We start from the raw sequence: 16,738 nt of genomic DNA on the forward strand, positions 1-16,738 counted from the left end.
CGGGACGCCGATGAATGGCGGCCCCGCACTTACCAGATCGAACGAAACGGAAAAAAGGGCAGATCTGCGTTCACGCCGGCGCCAGCGTGGTCCACCAGGGCAGCTTGCGCTCGACCCGCAGGGACAAGGCGCGCGCAAGCAGTTGCAGCGTGCGGTCGGTGTCGATCAGGGGATACGTGCCCATCACACGCAGGCCGGCCACCTCGGGCGCCACGCCCAGGTGGCCGTGGCGATAGCGCGCCAGTTCGGCCACCAACGCGTCCAGGCGCATGTCGCTGGCCACGATCATGCCGTGGGTCCAGGCGCCGGTGCCGGGATCGAGGGGAGCCGGCCGGTCGATCCCGGCGGCGTTGAACGTGACCTGGCTGCCGGTGGACAGGACGCCCGTGTCGCCGCGGTTGGCGGTGTGGATCTCGACCGTGCCGTCCAGCACTGCCAACTGCGTCGCCTGCTCCAGCAGGCGCACGCCGAAGCGCGCGACGCGGGTCCGCAGGCGCCCATGGGGCGTGGCCACCACGAACGGCCGCGAGGCGGCGATGGCGGTCACCAGGATCTCACCGCGCACCAGGGTCAGTCGGCGTTCGGCCGGGCCGCCGTCGAAATCGACGGCGCTGGCGGTGTTCAGCCACAGCGCGCTGCCATCGGCCAGCCGGGTCTCGCGGACTTGGCCGACCGGGCTGCGGTGATCGGCCGCCAGCGCCAGCAGTTCTTCGCGCAGCGGCCTGTGGCGCCAGGCCAGCCAGCCGCCCAGCAGCCCACCGGATAGCAGCGTCAGACTGCGCAGGTGACGGCGCCGGGGCGGTGCGAGCGCGGCCTGCAGTCCTGCCGAGGCCGCGCGCGGCTCGCCAGCGCGCAGCGGCGCGAAGCGCTTGCTGACGGATTCAATGTAGCCCCAGGCCGCCTGGTGGCGCGGGCTGAGGTCGAGCCAGGCGCGCCATTGCTGCCAATCGGCGCTGCCCGCGGTGTCGGCATGTAGCCGCACATACCAGTCGGCGGCCTGCTCCAGGCTGTGGTGATCCGCGGTGGCGATCGGGCCGCCGACGGATGCGGGCGAGGTCATGGCTGCAACGCCGTCGGCGCGTGCGCGGTTGGCGCGGGAAAATGGCCGGGCGCCGCCGCGGCCTGGTATGAGGCTTCCAGCAGGGCGCAATGCAGCATGGCCCGCGCCAGATAGCTCTTGACGGTACGTTCCGAAACCGCGAGTTCGACGGCTATGTCGCGATACTTCATGCCGTCGACCTGGGCCAGGATGAAGGCCCGCGCCACCTTGGGCGGCAACTGGCGCAGCATGTCGGCGGCCTGCAGCAGCGTCTCGACGATGATGGCCTGGTGTTCGGCCGACGGTGCGGCGGCGCCGGCGCAGGTGGCGAGCGTGTCGAGCCAAGCGCGTTCGACTTCCCGCCGCCGCCACAGGTCGATGCACATGCCGTCGCCCATGCTGCGCAGATAGGTGCGCGCGCCCTGGGGGCTGTCGAAGGCACGCGGCGCGGCCAGCAAGCGTACGAATGCGTCATGGGCCAGGTCGGCGGCATCGAAGGCGTTGCCGAGCCGGCGCAGCAGCCAATTGCGCAGCCAGCCGTGATGCGCCTGGTACAGGCTGTGGATGTCCGGAGGGCGGGAATCGGGGCACATGGCGGGAGAGAGGGGCGAAGACCTCCCGCGAGTATAACAATAACGATTATCAATTACTTTTTGCCACGACCCCGCCGCACGGCCGCGGGTCCGGCGGCGGATGAGGCCGGCCGCCATCATCCGTTGCCACCGGTCGGCTGGGGGACGCGTAGTTCAGCTGCGTCGGCGCGCCGTCAGCCATTGCGTCGACGGCAGGGCATGGTCGACGATGCGCACCTCGCCAATGCTGCCGAAGAAGCCGTCGGCGCGGGCGCCATCCCATGAACCGGCGCCGATCACCCAGGGCATGTTGGCGGCCAGCGCCGCCAGCCCCGGCGCGTCGGCGACGTTGCGCAGCACCGGCGCGCCCTCGACGTACAGAATGGTTTCGTGCGTGGTGTCGTCGTTGACGATGGCCACGTGCATCCACTTGTCGGCAATGATTTCGCCAGACCAGTTGGCCTTCGCGCCGCGCGCGCCGTTGACCTCGGGCACCACTTCCCACTGCACTTCGCGCAGGCTGGAAATGGCGAACAGCAAGGGCGGGGATTCGGGGTCGCCGCCATTGAAACCGGCCAGATCGCCGCGCTTGCCGTCGCGCGTCATGATGTTCATCCAGGCATGCTTCTGCGCGCTCCAGTCGCGGTCGATCTTGATGAAGGCTTCCACCGTGTAGCCATTGGGCACCGTCTCGGCGTTCAGCGGCGCCGTGGTGGCGCTGGTGAAGTAGCTCATGCGAGCGGTGTTCTTGTCGGTGTTCAGGAACCGTACCGAACCGGGCGCGGCCGACAGGTAGTGGTGGTCGTTGGACCACACCATGTCCGCGAGCTGCGCGCCGGCCACGCCATCGATGTTCAAGGGCGCGCGGCTGACGGGATTCAAGCCGGCGCGATCCTGGATCACCTGGCCCACCGGCACCGGCTGGCCGTCGGTGCCGCCGAAAAAGCGCCAGTGCGCCAGGGTGCCCGGCACCTGCGGATAGTCGTCGCTGTCGGCAGCGGGCTTCTGCACCGTGGCGGCGGGCTCGGCGTAGTTGGCCAGGATCAAGGCGCGGGCCTGGTCGAGCAGCGGGGGATGCGAGGGCGCGGCGGCCTTGAACGTCTTGTTGAAGCCGCTGAAGCGCCTGGCAAAATCCATCTTGATGGTGAACTGCTCGTTGGCCCCGGTCAGCACCGCCTGGTCGAAGGCGTTGAGCGTGGCCTTTGGCTTTTGCGGCACCCACGGCGAGAACGACAGCACGCGGATCTCGTTGTTGCTCAGGTCGAATTCGTACAGGCGCATCAAGCCATTGCCGCCCTGGTAGGCCATTTGGTAGTCCACCACCATTTCCTCGACCGCGTTGCCGAAGGCGTTGGTCTTGGTCAGGCGCGCCGCGCCATGATAGTGGCCATTGAGCGTCATGAAGATCTGGTCGTTGTCGCGGATCAGTTTGTCCCACAGCATCAGGCCGTAGGGCACCTCCAGGGGGCTGACGCCGTCCTTGTCGATGTTGAGCAGTTGGTGATTGACCAGGATCACCGGCAGCGTCGGATGGGCGCGGATGACCTGGTTGGCCCAGTCCAGCCCGGCATCGGAGATGCGCCACGACAACGACAGCACCATGAATGCCTGGCCCTCGGCCTGGAACACGTGATACTCATGGAAACCGCTGGGATCGCGGCCGCCGAAGGTGGCCTGCTGGCGCGCGCGGTCGGTGCCGAACGTCTTCAGATACGGCTCGTTCGCCAGGGTGCGCTGCGCGTCGGTGGCGCTGGCCTGGCTGCTGGCGTCGACGTAATCGCGGTCCAGGATCACGTCATGATTGCCGGCCAGGATGGAGTAGGGCACCTTGGCGTCTTCCAGGATCTGCATGGCCGCGCTGGCCACCGTCCACTGGTCGGGTTTGCCTTGCTGGTCGACCACATCGCCCAGGTGGATCAGGAAAGGAATGTCCAGCGCCTTGGCGTGGTCGGCAACCCACTGCGTCTGGGCCTTGTAGGGCTCGCTACCGTACTTGCGCATGAACTGCTGGTTCTCGGCATCGGTGGCGTAGCGCGAGTAGAACTGGGTGTCCGGCAGCACCGCCACGGCGAAGCTGGAGATGTTCACCGGTTGCGGCGGCGCGGCCGTATTGGCCGCCGCTGTGTCCTCGTCGTCGCTGGCGCAGGCCGAAAGCAGCAGCGAGCCGCCGACCGGCAGCAGGGTGGCGCCAAAGCCGGCTTTCAGCAGGCTGCGCCGGCGCGGGTCGGCCGCTATCGGCAGGGGGGTGTTCGTGATCGTGGCAATGTCGTTGCTGCCGTCGTGCTTGTCGTGCGCCATCTGTACCGCCCATCCGTTGAAAAAGGGGGAAGCTTAGAAACGCGGGGTGACGGATTTGTTAAGTCTGCGTGAAGATTGTGCGGCGCCGCGCCGTCGGCTGGCCGCCGGGCGGCCCCTTCGCCGCCCACCTTTCCTAGTGTCCTACTGCGCTTGGCGCGGCCCATTTCTGCGTAAGTAGCGTGCTACCATCCGCCTCTTCAAAAGGATGCGAATGCCCGCCACAGGAGCCCTTTTCAGCAGACGCTGGACCGCGCTGGCCGCGGTGTTCCTGTTCGCCTTCCAGGCGCTGATCGCATCGGCCGCGCTGGCCGGGCCCGGCAGCGCGCCCGGCGCCACCACCATCATCTGCACCGCCAGCGGACCGCGCGTGGTCACGCTGGACGCCGACGGCGTCGCGCAGGATGCGCAGCAGCACAGCGGCGCCTTGCCGCATTGCTGTTTCGCCGGCTGCGCCATGCTGGGCGGCGCCCCGCCGTCCGGGCTGGCCGTACGGGCCTGGCTGCTGCCCGCCACGCCGCCGCTGCTGCCGGCGCCCACCATCGACATCCATTTCTCCAGCGCGCAGGCGCGGTTGCCGCGGCAGCCGCGCGCGCCACCTCTGTCGGCCTGAACCTTCGTTTTCCCATTTTTTCGCTGGCGCGTATCGATGCGGCCCGCGCGGTCGCGCGCGCGTCCAGCCTGTTCAGATCCAGAGAATCCCATGCGCAATAAAAAGGAAATCCTGCGGGCCGGCTGCCTGGCCACCGCCGTGGCCGCGTCGTTCCCCGCCTGGCCCAACAGCGTCGACGCCGACGGTGTCACGGTCACCGACCCGGTGGTCATCACCGGCGTGGCGCCGAGCGCGCCGCTGACCTTCACCACCGATCCGAAGGTCCCGCGCCAGCCGCTGCCGGCCAGCGACGGCACTGACTACCTCAAGACCATTCCCGGCTTCTCGGCCATCCGCAACGGCGGCACCAACGGCGATCCGGTGCTGCGCGGCATGTTCGGCTCGCGCCTGAACATCCTTACCAACGGCACCTCGATGCCCGGCGCCTGCCCGGCGCGCATGGACGCGCCCAGCTCGTACATCTCGCCCGAGAACTTCGACAGGCTGACCGTCATCAAGGGGCCGCAGACGGTGCTGTGGGGCCCGGGCGCGTCGGCCGGCACCATCAAGTTCGACCGCGACACGCCGCGCTTCAGCGAGCCCGGCGTGCGCTTTGACGGCAGCCTCGTGGGCGGGTCAAACGGCCGCAATGACCAAGCCGCCGACCTGACCGTCGGCAACGACAAGGTCTACACCCGCATCACCGCCAACCATTCGCACGCCCAGGACTACAAGGACGGCGACGGCAACAAGGTGCCGTCGCGCTGGGACAAGTGGAACGCCGACCTGGCGCTGGGTTTCACGCCCGACGCCGATACGCTGTACGAGCTGACCGCCGGCACCGGCGACGGCAACGCCCGCTACGCGGGGCGCGGCATGGACGGTTCGCAGTTCAAGCGCGAAAGCTTCGGCCTGCGCTTCGAGAAGCGCAACCTGGGCGGCGTGCTGGACAAACTGGAGGCGCAGCTCTACTACAACTACGCCGATCACGTGATGGACAACTACACGCTGCGCGCGCCGGATCCGCACGGCATGATGCCGATGGCGATGGCGTCGAACGTGGACCGCGCCACCTGGGGCGGGCGCGTCGCCGGGACCTGGAACCTGGCGCCGGACCTGGAACCTGGCGCCGGACCTGAGCCTGGTGACCGGCCTGGACTTCCAGCAGAGCCGTCATCGCTCGCGCAACGGCAACGCCATGGTGTCCTACCGCGAACACCGTTGGGTCAAGGATGCCAGCTTCGCCAACACCGGCGTCTTCGGCGAACTGACCTGGCACGCCACCGACGACAGCCGCGTCATCGGCGGCGCGCGGGTCGACTGGGCCTCGGCCAAGGACTTCCGCCGTGCCAATGGCTCGACGATGATGCCCATGCCCAACCCCACGGCCGGCGAGCGCCGCAGCGACACGCTGCCGAGCGGCTTCCTGCGCTACGAGCGCGACCTGGAGGCGGTGCCGGCCACCGTCTACATCGGCCTGGGCCATGCGGAACGGTTCCCGGATTACTGGGAACTGTTTTCTCCGACGAAGGGGCCGGACGGCTCGGTCAACGCCTTTCGCGGCGTCAAGCCTGAGAAGACCACGCAACTGGACTTTGGCGCGCAGTACAAGACCGACACAATGGACGCGTGGCTGTCCGGCTACGCCGGCTACGTCGACGACTTCATCCTGTTCGACTACGCCCAGGGCGGCATGGGGGGCATGGGGGGGGCCGCGCAGGCCAGCAACGTCAACGCCCGCATCGCCGGCGGTGAGCTGGGGCTGTCGTACCAGGTGGCGCCGCGCTGGAAGCTGGGCGCGACGTTGGCGTACGCCTGGGGCCAGAACCGCAGCGACGGCCGCGCCTTGCCGCAGATGCCGCCGCTGGAGGCCAAGCTCAGCGCCGCCTACGACGATGGCACCTGGTCGGCCGGGGCGCTGTGGCGGGTGGTCGCCGCGCAGCGCCGCTACGCCCTGAACCAGGGCAACGTGGTGGGCAAGGATTTCGGTCCCAGCGCCGGGTTCGGGGTGTTCTCGCTCAACGGCGGCTACGCGGTCAACAAGCAGGTCAAGCTGTCGCTGGGCGTGGACAACCTGTTCAACAAGACCTACGCCGAACACCTCAACCTGGCGGGCGACGCGGGCTTCGGCTTTGCCGCCAACACGGCCTTCAATGAGCCCGGGCGCACCGTCTGGGCGCGCCTGAGCGTCAAGTACTGAGCGCCGTCCGCAACGGTTGGGCTACGGGCGCCCGTAGCCCGCCGGGGCGCATGTTCTAATACGCGCTTTACGAGCCCTTGAACCCTGACACGGTTCCGCTGCCTCATGTTGCGCCTGACCGAAATCATCCTGCCCCTGTCGACCTCCCAGGACGACATCGACGCCACCCTGCGCGCCGCGGCCTGTAGCCGCCTGGGCATCGCTGCCGATGCCCTGCGCGCCCTGACCATTTTCCGGCGCAGCTACGACGCGCGCAAACGCAGCGCCATCACGCTGACCTATTCCGTGGACGTCGAAGTGGCCGACGAGGCCGCCGTGCTCAAGCGCGTCGCCGGCCTGCGCACCGTGATGCCGACGCCGCCCATGCAATATCAGTACGTCGGCCACGCGCCGGCCGACCTGCCCGAGGCCAGCCGCCCGGTGGTGATCGGCTTCGGCCCCTGCGGCCTGTTCGCGGCGCTGATCCTGGCACAGATGGGGTTCCGGCCGATCATCCTGGAACGCGGCCGGGTGGTGCGCGAGCGCACCAAGGACACCTGGGGCCTGTGGCGCAAGAACACCCTGCAACCCGAATCGAACGTGCAGTTCGGCGAGGGTGGGGCGGGCACGTTCTCGGACGGCAAGCTCTCGACCCAGGTCAAGGACCCCAAGCACTACGGCCGCAAGGTGCTGCAGGAGTTCGTGGCCGCCGACGCCCCGCCTGAAATCCTGTACGTCAGCAAGCCGCACATCGGCACCTTCCGCCTGGTCAAGATGATTGAGCAGATGCGTGCGCAGATCGCCTCGCTGGGCGGCGAGTTCCGCTTCGAAAGCCGTGTCGACGACATCGAGATCGAGGATGGCCGGGTGCGCGGCGTGCGCCTGGCGGGCGGGGAGTTCATCGCCGCCAGCCACGTGGTGCTGGCGGTGGGCCACAGCGCCCGCGACACTTTCCGCATGCTGCACAAGCGCGGGGTGTTCATGGAGGCCAAGCCGTTTTCGCTGGGTTTCCGCATCGAGCATCCGCAGTCGGTGATCGACCGCGCCCGCTTCGGCCCGAGCGCCGGCCACCCGGTGCTGGGCGCGGCCGACTACAAGCTGGTGCACCACGCCGGCAATGGCCGCGCGGTCTACAGCTTCTGCATGTGCCCGGGCGGCACCGTGGTGGCCGCCGCGTCGGAACCGGGCGGCGTGGTCACCAACGGCATGAGCCAGTATTCGCGCAACGAACGCAACGCCAACGCCGGCATCGTGGTCGGCATCGAACCCAAGGACTTTCCCGGCATCGAGGACTCGCCGCTGGCGGGCATCGACTTCCAGCGCCATTGGGAAAAGCGCGCCTACGAACTGGGCGGCGGCGACTACAGCGCGCCGGCGCAACGGGTGGGCGACTTCCTCGCCGGCCGGCCTTCCACTGCGCTGGGCAGCGTGACGCCGTCGTACAAGCCGGGGGTCCGGTTGACTGATCTGTCCGACAGCCTGCCGGACTACGTGATCGCCGCCATTCGCGAGGCCCTGCCGGCGTTCGAACGGCAGATCAAGGGCTTTTCCATGCACGACGCCGTGCTCACGGGCGTCGAAACGCGCACCTCGTCGCCGCTGCGCATTACACGCCGCGACGATTTCCAGAGCATGAACACCAACGGGCTGTTCCCGGCGGGCGAGGGCGCGGGCTACGCCGGCGGCATCATGTCGGCCGCCATCGACGGCATGAAAGTGGCCGAGGCCGTGGCGCTGCATCTGCTGGGCCGCGACGACATCACCGGCGGCAACCGCCGCGGCGTCAGCGACGATTACTAGGGCGGCCGCTACGCGCCATCCTTCGCGCGCAAGCGGGTCGCGTGCCGCCCGGGATGCGGCGCAAGGCAGGACGGCGTCCCCGGGAGGCGCGCGCCGCCGACCGCGCCGCCAGGGGCTGGCACGGCAATGCCGCGGGACTCGCCGGCTCTGTCGATTTCCAATCAAGTCGTTCGTCGTAGTGCCAAGGATCCTCCCGATCCGCTCTCCTGGAGAATGGTATGCGCAGACTCATTGTTTCGATCTTCACCAGCCTCGACGGCGTGGTCCAGGCCCCCGGCGGGCCGAACGAGGACCCGGCTGGCGGCTTTCGCCTGGGCGGCTGGACCGTGCCCTACGCCGATGAGGCCATCGGCAAACATGTGAGCGGCCTGATGGCGGCGCCGTTCGAGCTGTTGCTGGGACGGCGCACCTACGAGATCTTCGCGGGCTATTGGCCGAACGTGCCGGCGGGCTCGGGCAGCCGCGCCCTGGCCGACCGGCTCGACCGCGTGCCCAAACACGTGGCCACGCACCGGCCCGACGGCCTGTCCTGGCGCGGCAGCCGGGCCCTTGGGGGCGAGCTGACCGAGGCAGTGCGCGCGCTCAAGCGCGGGGAGGGCGCCGACCTGTTGACCTTCGGCAGCGGCAACATAGTGCGCCAACTGCTGGCGGCGGGGCTGGTGGACGAGCTGTCGCTGCTGGTCTATCCGGTCATGCTGGGACGCGGCAAGCGCCTGTTCGGCGACGATGCGCGAATTTCCGCCTTCACGCTGGCGCAGGCCGCCCCGACGCCTGGCGGGGTGCTGATCACCCGCTACCTGCGCGCCGGCGAGGTGCGCACGGGCTCGTTCGACGACGCCGGCTGAGCCGCGCCGGCCGTTGCCGGCCGACCAGCCCGACGGCGATGCGGTTCAGTGCGACGACACATAGGTCGACGCCGCGAAGGCCGGCGGAACGGCGAATTCGGCCTTCATGCGCCGCGCTTCCTCGAGCGGACTGCGCCCGAACACGCGCTTGAACTCACGGCTGAACTGCGACGGGCTGTCGTAGCCGACCGCCGCGCTGGCGGCGGCCGCGGTCAGGCCATTGCGCACCATCAGCAGGCGCGCCTGGTGCAGGCGCGTGGATTTCAGGTATTGCATCGGCGAGGTCTGGGTCACCGCCTTGAAATGCACGTGGAAGGCCGGCACGCTCATGCCCGCCTCGCGCGCCAGCTGCTCGACGCCCAGATCGTCCATATAGGCCGCATGGATGCGGCGCAAGGCCCGCGTGATCTTGCCGAAATGGCCCTGCATCGACAGGGCCGCGCGCATCGATGGCCCCTGGTCGCCGGTGAGTATCTGGAAGTAGATTTCGCGCACCAGCGACGGCCCCAGCACGCGAGCCTCCAGCGGCCGGCCCATCGCCTCCAGGAAGCGCAGCACCGATTCGCACAGCCGCGGGCTCATGGGGCTGGACAGCATGCCCTTTGGCTCGGCGGCCACGAAGCCGCCCAGCGCATCGAGCTGCAGCATGAGGTCCGCCGCCAGCTTGAAATCCAGATGCAGGTAGATGGCGAGCAAGGGTTCGCGTTCGCTCGCGTCCGTTTCCATCGTGAAGGGCACGGGCACCGAGACCACCAGGCACTGCTGCGCGTCATAGCAATAGGTGGTGCCGCCGAAATGGCCACGCTTGCGGCCCTGGCAGACGATAACGATGCCTGGGTCGTAGAGCACCGGCACCGACGTCAACGGACGATTCGAGCGCAGCAGCCGCACGTCGGGCAACGCGGTCAGGTTGTAGCCCTCGTCGGGCGCCAACGCGGCGAGCAGGGCGGCCATCCGCTGGCGCATGGCCGCCGTGGACGCGTCGGCGGGCGATTGTCCGGTCCCGGCCAGGCGGGCGTCCGTGCCTGGAAAGCTTGAAGTTGTCATTTCAATAGATTCAGGCAATGAAAATAGATTCCATGCCATGGTTTGTCATTCACGATAATCCTATTATGCAATCCATGCCGGTACCGCACCAGTCCCCCCAAAAAAGGGCATGGTGGCCGGGCAGGGCCGTCAGGGCCCGGCTCGCGCGCCAGAAGCCGCGATCCGGCAGTCACCCACTGCATAGGAAACACCGCCATCATGATTGACGTATTCAACCCCGCCGACGGCTCCCGCGTCGGCCAGGCGCCCGAACTGGGCGTTGCCGAAGTCCGGGCTGCCATCGACCGCACCTGCGCCGCCTTTCCCGGCTGGTCGGGCAAGCTGGCGCGTGAACGCGCCGAGCTGCTGCGCGGCTGGTTCGAACGGATGCGCGCCGATCGGCATGTGTTCGCGGAACTGATGGTTCGGGAGAACGGCAAGTGCCTGGCCGAAGCGCTGGGCGAGATCGATTACGGCCTGGGCTTTATCGAGTGGTACGCGGAAGAGGGCAAGCGCATCTACGGCGACATCATCCCGTCGCACGCCGAGCATGCCGAAGTGCTGGTATTCAAGGCGCCGGCCGGCCCAACCGCCGCCATTACGCCCTGGAACTTCCCGTTCATGATGATCGCCCGCAAGGTTGCCACGGCCCTGGCGGCCGGCTGCACCATGATCATCAAGCCGTCGGAACTGACTCCGCTCACGGCTTACCGGATGCTCGACTATGCGCGCCAGGCCGGCATTGGGCCCGGCGTGTTCGAGATGGTGACCGGCGACCCGCGCGCGATCGGCGAACTGTTCACCGGAGACCCGCGTATCCGCAAGCTGTCGTTCACCGGGTCAACCGCCGTGGGCAAGCTGCTGGCCGCCGCCTGCGGCAACGACCTGAAGAAAATGACGCTGGAACTGGGAGGCAACGCGCCGTTCATCGTGTTCGACGATGCCGACGTCGACAAGACCGCCACCCAACTGGTGATGGCCAAGCTGCGCAACTCGGGCCAGGTATGCATCTCGCCCAACCGCATCTACGTGCACGCGGCGATCCATGACCGCTTTGTCGCGGCCCTGGCCGCGAAGGTGGCCGCGATCCCAGTCGACCAGGGCCTGCGCGAGGGATTCGTGGTGGGGCCGCTCATCAATCAAGCCGGCATCGACAAGGTGGCGGCGCTGGTGGATGACGCGACGCGCCGTGGCGGACGCATCGTGCTGGGCGGCAAGCGCCACGCCAGAGGCGGCCTGTTCTACGAGCCGACCGTGCTGGCCGGCCTGGATGACGGCATGGATATCGCCCACACCGAGATTTTCGGGCCGGTGTTCGCGATTTACCGCTTCGACACCGAAGACGAGGTGGTGCGCCGCGCCAACCAGTCCGAGTACGGGCTGGTGGCCTATGCCTTCACGCGCGACCTGGGCCGTGCGTTGCGCCTGTCGCGCCATATCGAGGCAGGCATGGTGATCCTGAATTCGGGTTCCGTGGGGACGGCATCGGTGCCGTTCGGCGGCGTCAAGCATTCGGGCTACGGCCGCGAAGGCAGCCATTACGGCATCGAGGAGTATGTCGAGGTCAAATACGTGCTGCTGGCCGGGCTGGATCAATGAGCGGCGGGCGGGCCTGGCACGGGATATGGCACTGGGCTGTGCGAAATACGCATAATGTATATTATGTAAAGTAACGCATGCGGGCTGGCCAGGCGCTGCGGCCCACCCGTCCATGATCATCGCGAATTCGCGGCGCCAAGCTTCAGGTCAACGTCAACGTATGGGTCGAGAATGGGCCGCATAAAATCCAAAAGGAGACACCATCATGTCTCGGAGACTATTGCATGCCCTGCCCGCCTTGGCGTTCGTCCTGTATGCAGGCACTTCGGCAGCGGCGGATGCGCCGGAAGTCGTGCTGGGCGCCTCCATTCAGCTGACAGGCCCCGTCGCCAATACCGGGCGCTACTACCGCGATGCCTATCAGATCGCGGTGGACAAGATAAACGCCGCCGGCGGCGTGAAGATCGGCGGCGTACCCCATAAATTGGCGCTCAAGATCTACGACAACCAGTCGGACGTCAATCTCAGTGTGCGCCAGTACACCCAGCTGATCACCCAGGACAAGGCAAACCTGCTGCTCGGCCCCTTCGCCAGCAATTTCGCGCTGGCCGATTCCGCCGTATCGGAAAAGTACAAGGTGCCCATGGTCGAGGGCGGCGGCGCATCCGACCAGATCTTCTCGCGTAAATTCAAGTACATATTCGGCACGCTGGCCCCGGCCAGTAACTATTTCGGCACCACCGTGCAAATGCTCAAGGCGCTCAAGCCCGCGCCAGCCAGCGTGGCGCTGTTGTACGCGGACGATGCGTTTGACGTGTCCGTCGCCGACGGCACCCGCCCGCTGCTGAAGTCGGCGGGACTGCCGATCGCGATGGACGAGCGCTACAGCACCAATGCCACCGATTTCAATTCACTGTTGTCGCAGATCAAGAGCAAGAACGTGGACGCCGTGCTGGTGGCCGGCCACGAGACCGAGATATTGAACTTCGTGCGCCAGGCCAAGAGCCTTGCGGTTGCGCCCAAGATGTACTCGTTCACCGTTGGCGTGCCGTCAGAGGATTTCCGCAAGGCGCTGGGCAGCGATGCCGACTATGCTTTCGGCATGACCGCATGGTTGCCTTCGGCGGCGCTGAAGGACCGCTGGTTCGGCGATGCGCAGCAGTTTGCCCAGGCTTACAAGGCAAAGTACGGCTATGACCCGGACTATCACGCGGCATCCGGCGTGGCCGATGTCGAAGCGCTGGTTCACGCCATGGAAACCGCGGGCACCACGGCGCCGCAAAAAGTGCGCGACGCCTTGGCCAAGACCAGATTCGACAGCCTTTACGGCCCCATAGCCTTCAATGCGCAGGGACAGATTGACCTGCCGCAGGTCGTGATACAGGTGCAGGGCGACAAGCTGGCGGAGGTATATGGGGCCAAGGGCTTCATCGCCCAGCCGAAGTACCCCATGCCGGCCTGGAACGCGCGCTAGGCCCCGTTCAGGCTGACAAGCGCCCCACTCTTTCTCGGACCTCGACGCGATGGACCTGCTGGCGCAAATCCTCGCCAACGGCATCTTGCTCGGCGGCCTGTACGCCGTGATGGCGCAAGGCCTCGCGCTGGTCTGGGGCGTGCTCAATATCGTCAACCTGGCGCATGGCGCGTTCATCATGCTGGGCGCCTATGCGTCCTGGTATCTGTACACCGACCTGGGCGTGGACCCGTTCCTGGGCCTGCCGCTTACCGCTGCGGCCATGTTCGCACTGGGCTATGCGCTGCAGCGCGGTCTGCTGAACCTGGTGGTGCGCTCGCCGATGTTCAACACGCTGCTCATCACTTTTGGCCTGGAAGTTGTGTTGACCTACCTGGCGCAATGGGTGTTTTCCGCCGACTTCCGCACCATCAATCCGCCCTACGCAGGCAACAGCTATTCGCTCGGCCCGGTGACGCTGCCCGTGGCGCGGCTGGCCGCCTTTGGGGTGGCGCTGGCGTTGACCCTGGGCATGTGGCTGTTCTTGCTGCATAGCCGTCTGGGTCGCGCCATTCGGGCCACCGCCCAGAATCTGGTGGCGGCGCGCCTCTATGGCGTGGAACCGCGCCATCTTTACGCCGTGACCTTCGGCCTGGGGTTGGCGCTGGCCGGCGCCGCGGGCGGACTGTACGGCACGGTGTCGCAGATCAACCCCTACATCGGCGCCACGCTGACGGCGAAGTGCTTCGCCATTGCCATTATCGGCGGCCTGGACAATCCGCTCGGCGTGATGGTCGGCGGGCTGTTCCTGGGCATCGTTGAATCGCTCACCACGCTCTACGTGGGTCCGACGTTCGCCGACGTCGCCAGCTTCGGCACCTTGGTGCTGGTGCTGCTGCTGCGGCCCAGCGGCCTGCTGGGAAAGGCGGCATGAAGACGCTGCGCGCGATCCTGCTGCTGCTGGCGGTGGCCGCGCTGGCCGGCGTGCCGTGGTACGGCTCGGACGTGCTTGTGCAGTTCGGCATCAACACGCTGCTGCTGGCGGTGCTGGCCCAGGGGTGGAACATCATTGGCGGTTACGCCGGCTATGCATCCTTCGGAAATTCGGTCTTTTACGGGCTGGGCAGCTACGGCGTGGCCATCGCCATGGTGCAATGGGACCTGCCCTTCCCGGTTGGCCTGGCTCTCGGGGTCGCTCTGGCGCTGGCGTTTGCCGTGCTGCTGGGTCTGCCCGTGCTGCGGCTGCGCGGCCATTACTTCGCGATCGCCACCCTGGCGCTAGCGCAGGTCATGACGGCCATCGTCTCCAACATCAAGCTGGCCGGCCAGAATATCGGCCTGGTACTGCCGCCGCTCAATAACGATCCCATGTTCTATGAGTTGGCTCTGGGGCTGCTGGTGCTGGCGACCTTGACTATCGCCGCCCTGACTCGCAGCAGGTTCGGGTTTGGCCTGATCGCGATCCGCGAAAACGAGGAAGGCGCGGCCGTCATGGGTGTGAACACCACTCTGTACAAGGTGGCGGCCTTCGCCTTGTCGGGCGTGTTCAGCGCGCTGGCCGGCGGCATCCACGCCTACTGGATCACTTTCCTCGATCCGGAAAGCGCCTTCGACATCAGCCTGAACGTCAAGATGATCATCATGGCCGTGTTCGGCGGCGCGGGCACCATTCTGGGCCCGGTGGTGGGGGCCTTTTCGCTGTCGGCGGTGTCGGAACTCCTTTCCAGTGAAATCACCAGCGCCGCCGGCCTGTTTTTCGGCGTGGTCATCGTCGCCGCGGTGGTGCTGATGCCGCGTGGGCTGGCCGACCTGCGGCGCCGCCTGCGCAAGTCGGGCTGGCGCTATTTCGTCGAGAACATCCGGGCGCACAGGCTATGACCGCCATCCTCGACATCCGCAATATGACGCGGCGCTTCGCAGGGCTGGTGGCCGTGGACCAGGTCAGCTTCACGCTGGGCGAGGGTGAAATCCTGGGTTTGATCGGCCCCAACGGCGCCGGCAAGACGACCCTGGTCAGTCTGATCAGCGGTACGCTGGCGCCCAGCCAGGGCGAGATCCTGTACCAAGGCAAGCTGATCAACCAACTGCCGGCCTACCGGCGCGCCCGCTTGGGCATTGGCCGTACCTTCCAGATCATGCGGCCCTTCCCTGGCCTGTCGGTGCTGGATAACGTGGCGGTTGGCGCGCTTTTCGGCCGCGGTGGCGGCCAACCCAAGCTGGCCCTGGCGCGCGAGCAGGCCCGGACCTGCCTGGATTTCGTCGGGCTGGGGCGCGCCGCCGGCCAACGCGCCGACGAACTGGGCGGCCCGGATCGCAAGCGCCTGGAACTGGCCAAGGCCCTGGCCATGCAGCCCAAGGTGCTGCTATGCGACGAGGTCATGGCGGGACTGAACCTGGTCGAGATCGACGAAGTCATCGAGATCATCCGCAAGGTGCGTGATACCGGCATCAGCGTGCTGGTCATCGAGCATGTCATCAAGGCCATCAAGAGTCTGTCGGACCGGCTCCTGGTACTGCACCACGGGGAAAAGATCGCCGACGGCCCGCCGGACGAGGTGCTGGCGAACGCCGAGGTGGTGCAGGCCTATTTGGGCAAGCAGCGCGCATGAAGACCGCCGACGTCCCCGTGTTGAAGGTCGAGGGCCTGAGCGCTGGCTATGGCGAGCTGCCGGTGCTGCACGATATCTCCCTTGAAATACAGCGCGCGGAACTGGTCGCGCTGGTCGGCAGCAACGGCGCGGGCAAGACCACCCTGCTGCGCGCCCTGTCGTGCGTGTTGCCCAGCACGGGCAGCATCCTGATGGAAGGCCGCGCGTTGTCCCGGCCCACGCCGGACGAGGCCTTCGCCCGCGGCATGGTTCAGGTACCCGAAGGGCGGCAACTGTTCGATCGCATGACGGTGCAGGACAATCTGCTGATGGGCGCCTACCGGCGCGCCGATAAGGCGGCCATCGCGCGCGACCTGGACAAAATCTATGGCTTTTTCCCACGCCTGTCGGAAAGGCGCCGGCAACTCGCCGGCAGCATGTCGGGCGGCGAGCAGCAGATGTGCGCCATGGCACGCGCGTTAATGGCCGCGCCGACGCTCATGATGATCGACGAAATGAGCCTGGGCCTGGCTCCGGTGGTGGTCGAGCAGTTGATGGGCGTGCTGGCGGACATCGTGCGCGAAGGCGTCACGGTCCTGCTGGTCGAACAGGATATTCATCTGGCGCTATCGGCGGCCCATCGCGGCTATGTCATGGAAACGGGCCGCATCGTGCATAGTGGCCCCGCGCGAGCGCTGCTGGACGATCCAAGGGTCCGGCAGGCGTACTTGGGAATTTGAGTACGGCATCCGGGTTCCTCGACGCGCTTCCCGGCGCCCAGCCTGCCTTCTCCGCGAGCGAATCCCCGCA

13 protein-coding genes and 1 pseudogene are annotated in these 16,738 nt (G+C 67.2%); 10 read left to right on the plus strand and 4 right to left on the minus strand.

The features are described 5' to 3' along the window. Positions 1-70: 70 nt before the first annotated feature. From HV701_RS05585 to HV701_RS05595, 3 genes are all read right to left on the minus strand, one after another. On the minus strand, positions 71-1,060 hold the full coding sequence (locus HV701_RS05585) for a FecR domain-containing protein (protein ID WP_175132080.1): 990 nt from the start codon (positions 1,058-1,060) through the stop codon (positions 71-73). Then, positions 1,057-1,632: a sigma-70 family RNA polymerase sigma factor gene (locus tag HV701_RS05590; RefSeq protein WP_175132081.1), complete on the minus strand. Its 576-nt coding sequence runs from the start codon at positions 1,630-1,632 to the stop codon at positions 1,057-1,059. Before HV701_RS05590 ends, HV701_RS05585 begins: the two co-directional genes overlap by 4 nt. A gap of 153 nt (positions 1,633-1,785) precedes the next feature. Further along, on the minus strand, positions 1,786-3,909 hold the full coding sequence (locus HV701_RS05595) for a LamG-like jellyroll fold domain-containing protein (protein WP_175132082.1): 2,124 nt from the start codon (positions 3,907-3,909) through the stop codon (positions 1,786-1,788). Between the two features lie 211 nt (positions 3,910-4,120). Between HV701_RS05595 and HV701_RS05600 the strand changes: the two genes are divergently transcribed. The 4 genes and pseudogenes from HV701_RS05600 (at position 4,121) to HV701_RS05615 (ending at position 9,322) form a co-directional block, all read left to right on the plus strand. Beyond that, positions 4,121-4,519 carry a DUF2946 family protein gene (locus tag HV701_RS05600; RefSeq protein ID WP_175132083.1) on the plus strand — a complete coding sequence of 133 codons (399 nt, stop codon included), beginning with the start codon at positions 4,121-4,123 and terminating at the stop codon, positions 4,517-4,519. Between the two features lie 90 nt (positions 4,520-4,609). Then, a pseudogene (locus HV701_RS05605) lies at positions 4,610-6,698 on the plus strand (TonB-dependent copper receptor). 105 nt (positions 6,699-6,803) lie between these two features. Next, on the plus strand, positions 6,804-8,477 hold the full coding sequence (locus HV701_RS05610) for an NAD(P)/FAD-dependent oxidoreductase (RefSeq protein WP_175132084.1): 1,674 nt from the start codon (positions 6,804-6,806) through the stop codon (positions 8,475-8,477). A 218-nt stretch (positions 8,478-8,695) separates the two neighbouring features. Then, the gene (locus HV701_RS05615; protein WP_175132085.1) at positions 8,696-9,322 is read left to right on the plus strand and encodes a dihydrofolate reductase family protein; all 627 of its coding nucleotides are present in this window, start codon (positions 8,696-8,698) and stop codon (positions 9,320-9,322) included. 45 nt (positions 9,323-9,367) lie between these two features. On the opposite strand, the gene HV701_RS05620 is transcribed toward HV701_RS05615, so the two are convergent. Next, entirely contained in the window at positions 9,368-10,288 is a 921-nt protein-coding gene (locus HV701_RS05620; RefSeq protein ID WP_217467953.1) for an AraC family transcriptional regulator, read from the minus strand. Positions 10,289-10,567: 279 nt separating this feature from the next. Between HV701_RS05620 and HV701_RS05625 the strand changes: the two genes are divergently transcribed. The 6 genes from HV701_RS05625 (at position 10,568) to HV701_RS05650 (ending at position 16,668) form a co-directional block, all read left to right on the plus strand. Continuing rightward, positions 10,568-11,947: an NAD-dependent succinate-semialdehyde dehydrogenase gene (locus HV701_RS05625; RefSeq protein WP_175132087.1), complete on the plus strand. Its 1,380-nt coding sequence runs from the start codon at positions 10,568-10,570 to the stop codon at positions 11,945-11,947. A gap of 205 nt (positions 11,948-12,152) precedes the next feature. Further along, positions 12,153-13,361, plus strand: a complete 1,209-nt coding sequence (locus tag HV701_RS05630) for an amino acid ABC transporter substrate-binding protein (RefSeq protein ID WP_175132088.1) — start codon at positions 12,153-12,155, stop codon at positions 13,359-13,361. Between the two features lie 49 nt (positions 13,362-13,410). Further along, positions 13,411-14,274: a branched-chain amino acid ABC transporter permease gene (locus HV701_RS05635; protein ID WP_175132089.1), complete on the plus strand. Its 864-nt coding sequence runs from the start codon at positions 13,411-13,413 to the stop codon at positions 14,272-14,274. After that, entirely contained in the window at positions 14,271-15,218 is a 948-nt protein-coding gene (locus HV701_RS05640; RefSeq protein ID WP_175132090.1) for a branched-chain amino acid ABC transporter permease, read from the plus strand. The genes HV701_RS05635 and HV701_RS05640 overlap by 4 nt, the downstream gene beginning before the upstream one ends. After that, complete coding sequence (locus tag HV701_RS05645; RefSeq protein ID WP_175132091.1) at positions 15,215-15,949, plus strand: ABC transporter ATP-binding protein; 735 nt, start codon at positions 15,215-15,217, stop codon at positions 15,947-15,949. The genes HV701_RS05640 and HV701_RS05645 overlap by 4 nt, the downstream gene beginning before the upstream one ends. After that, on the plus strand, positions 15,946-16,668 hold the full coding sequence (locus HV701_RS05650; RefSeq protein WP_175132092.1) for an ABC transporter ATP-binding protein: 723 nt from the start codon (positions 15,946-15,948) through the stop codon (positions 16,666-16,668). The genes HV701_RS05645 and HV701_RS05650 overlap by 4 nt, the downstream gene beginning before the upstream one ends. The last annotated feature ends 70 nt before the right edge of the window (positions 16,669-16,738 follow it).

It is taken from the genome of Achromobacter pulmonis, from assembly GCF_902859765.1.
Classification (GTDB): domain Bacteria; phylum Pseudomonadota; class Gammaproteobacteria; order Burkholderiales; family Burkholderiaceae_B; genus Achromobacter; species Achromobacter pulmonis.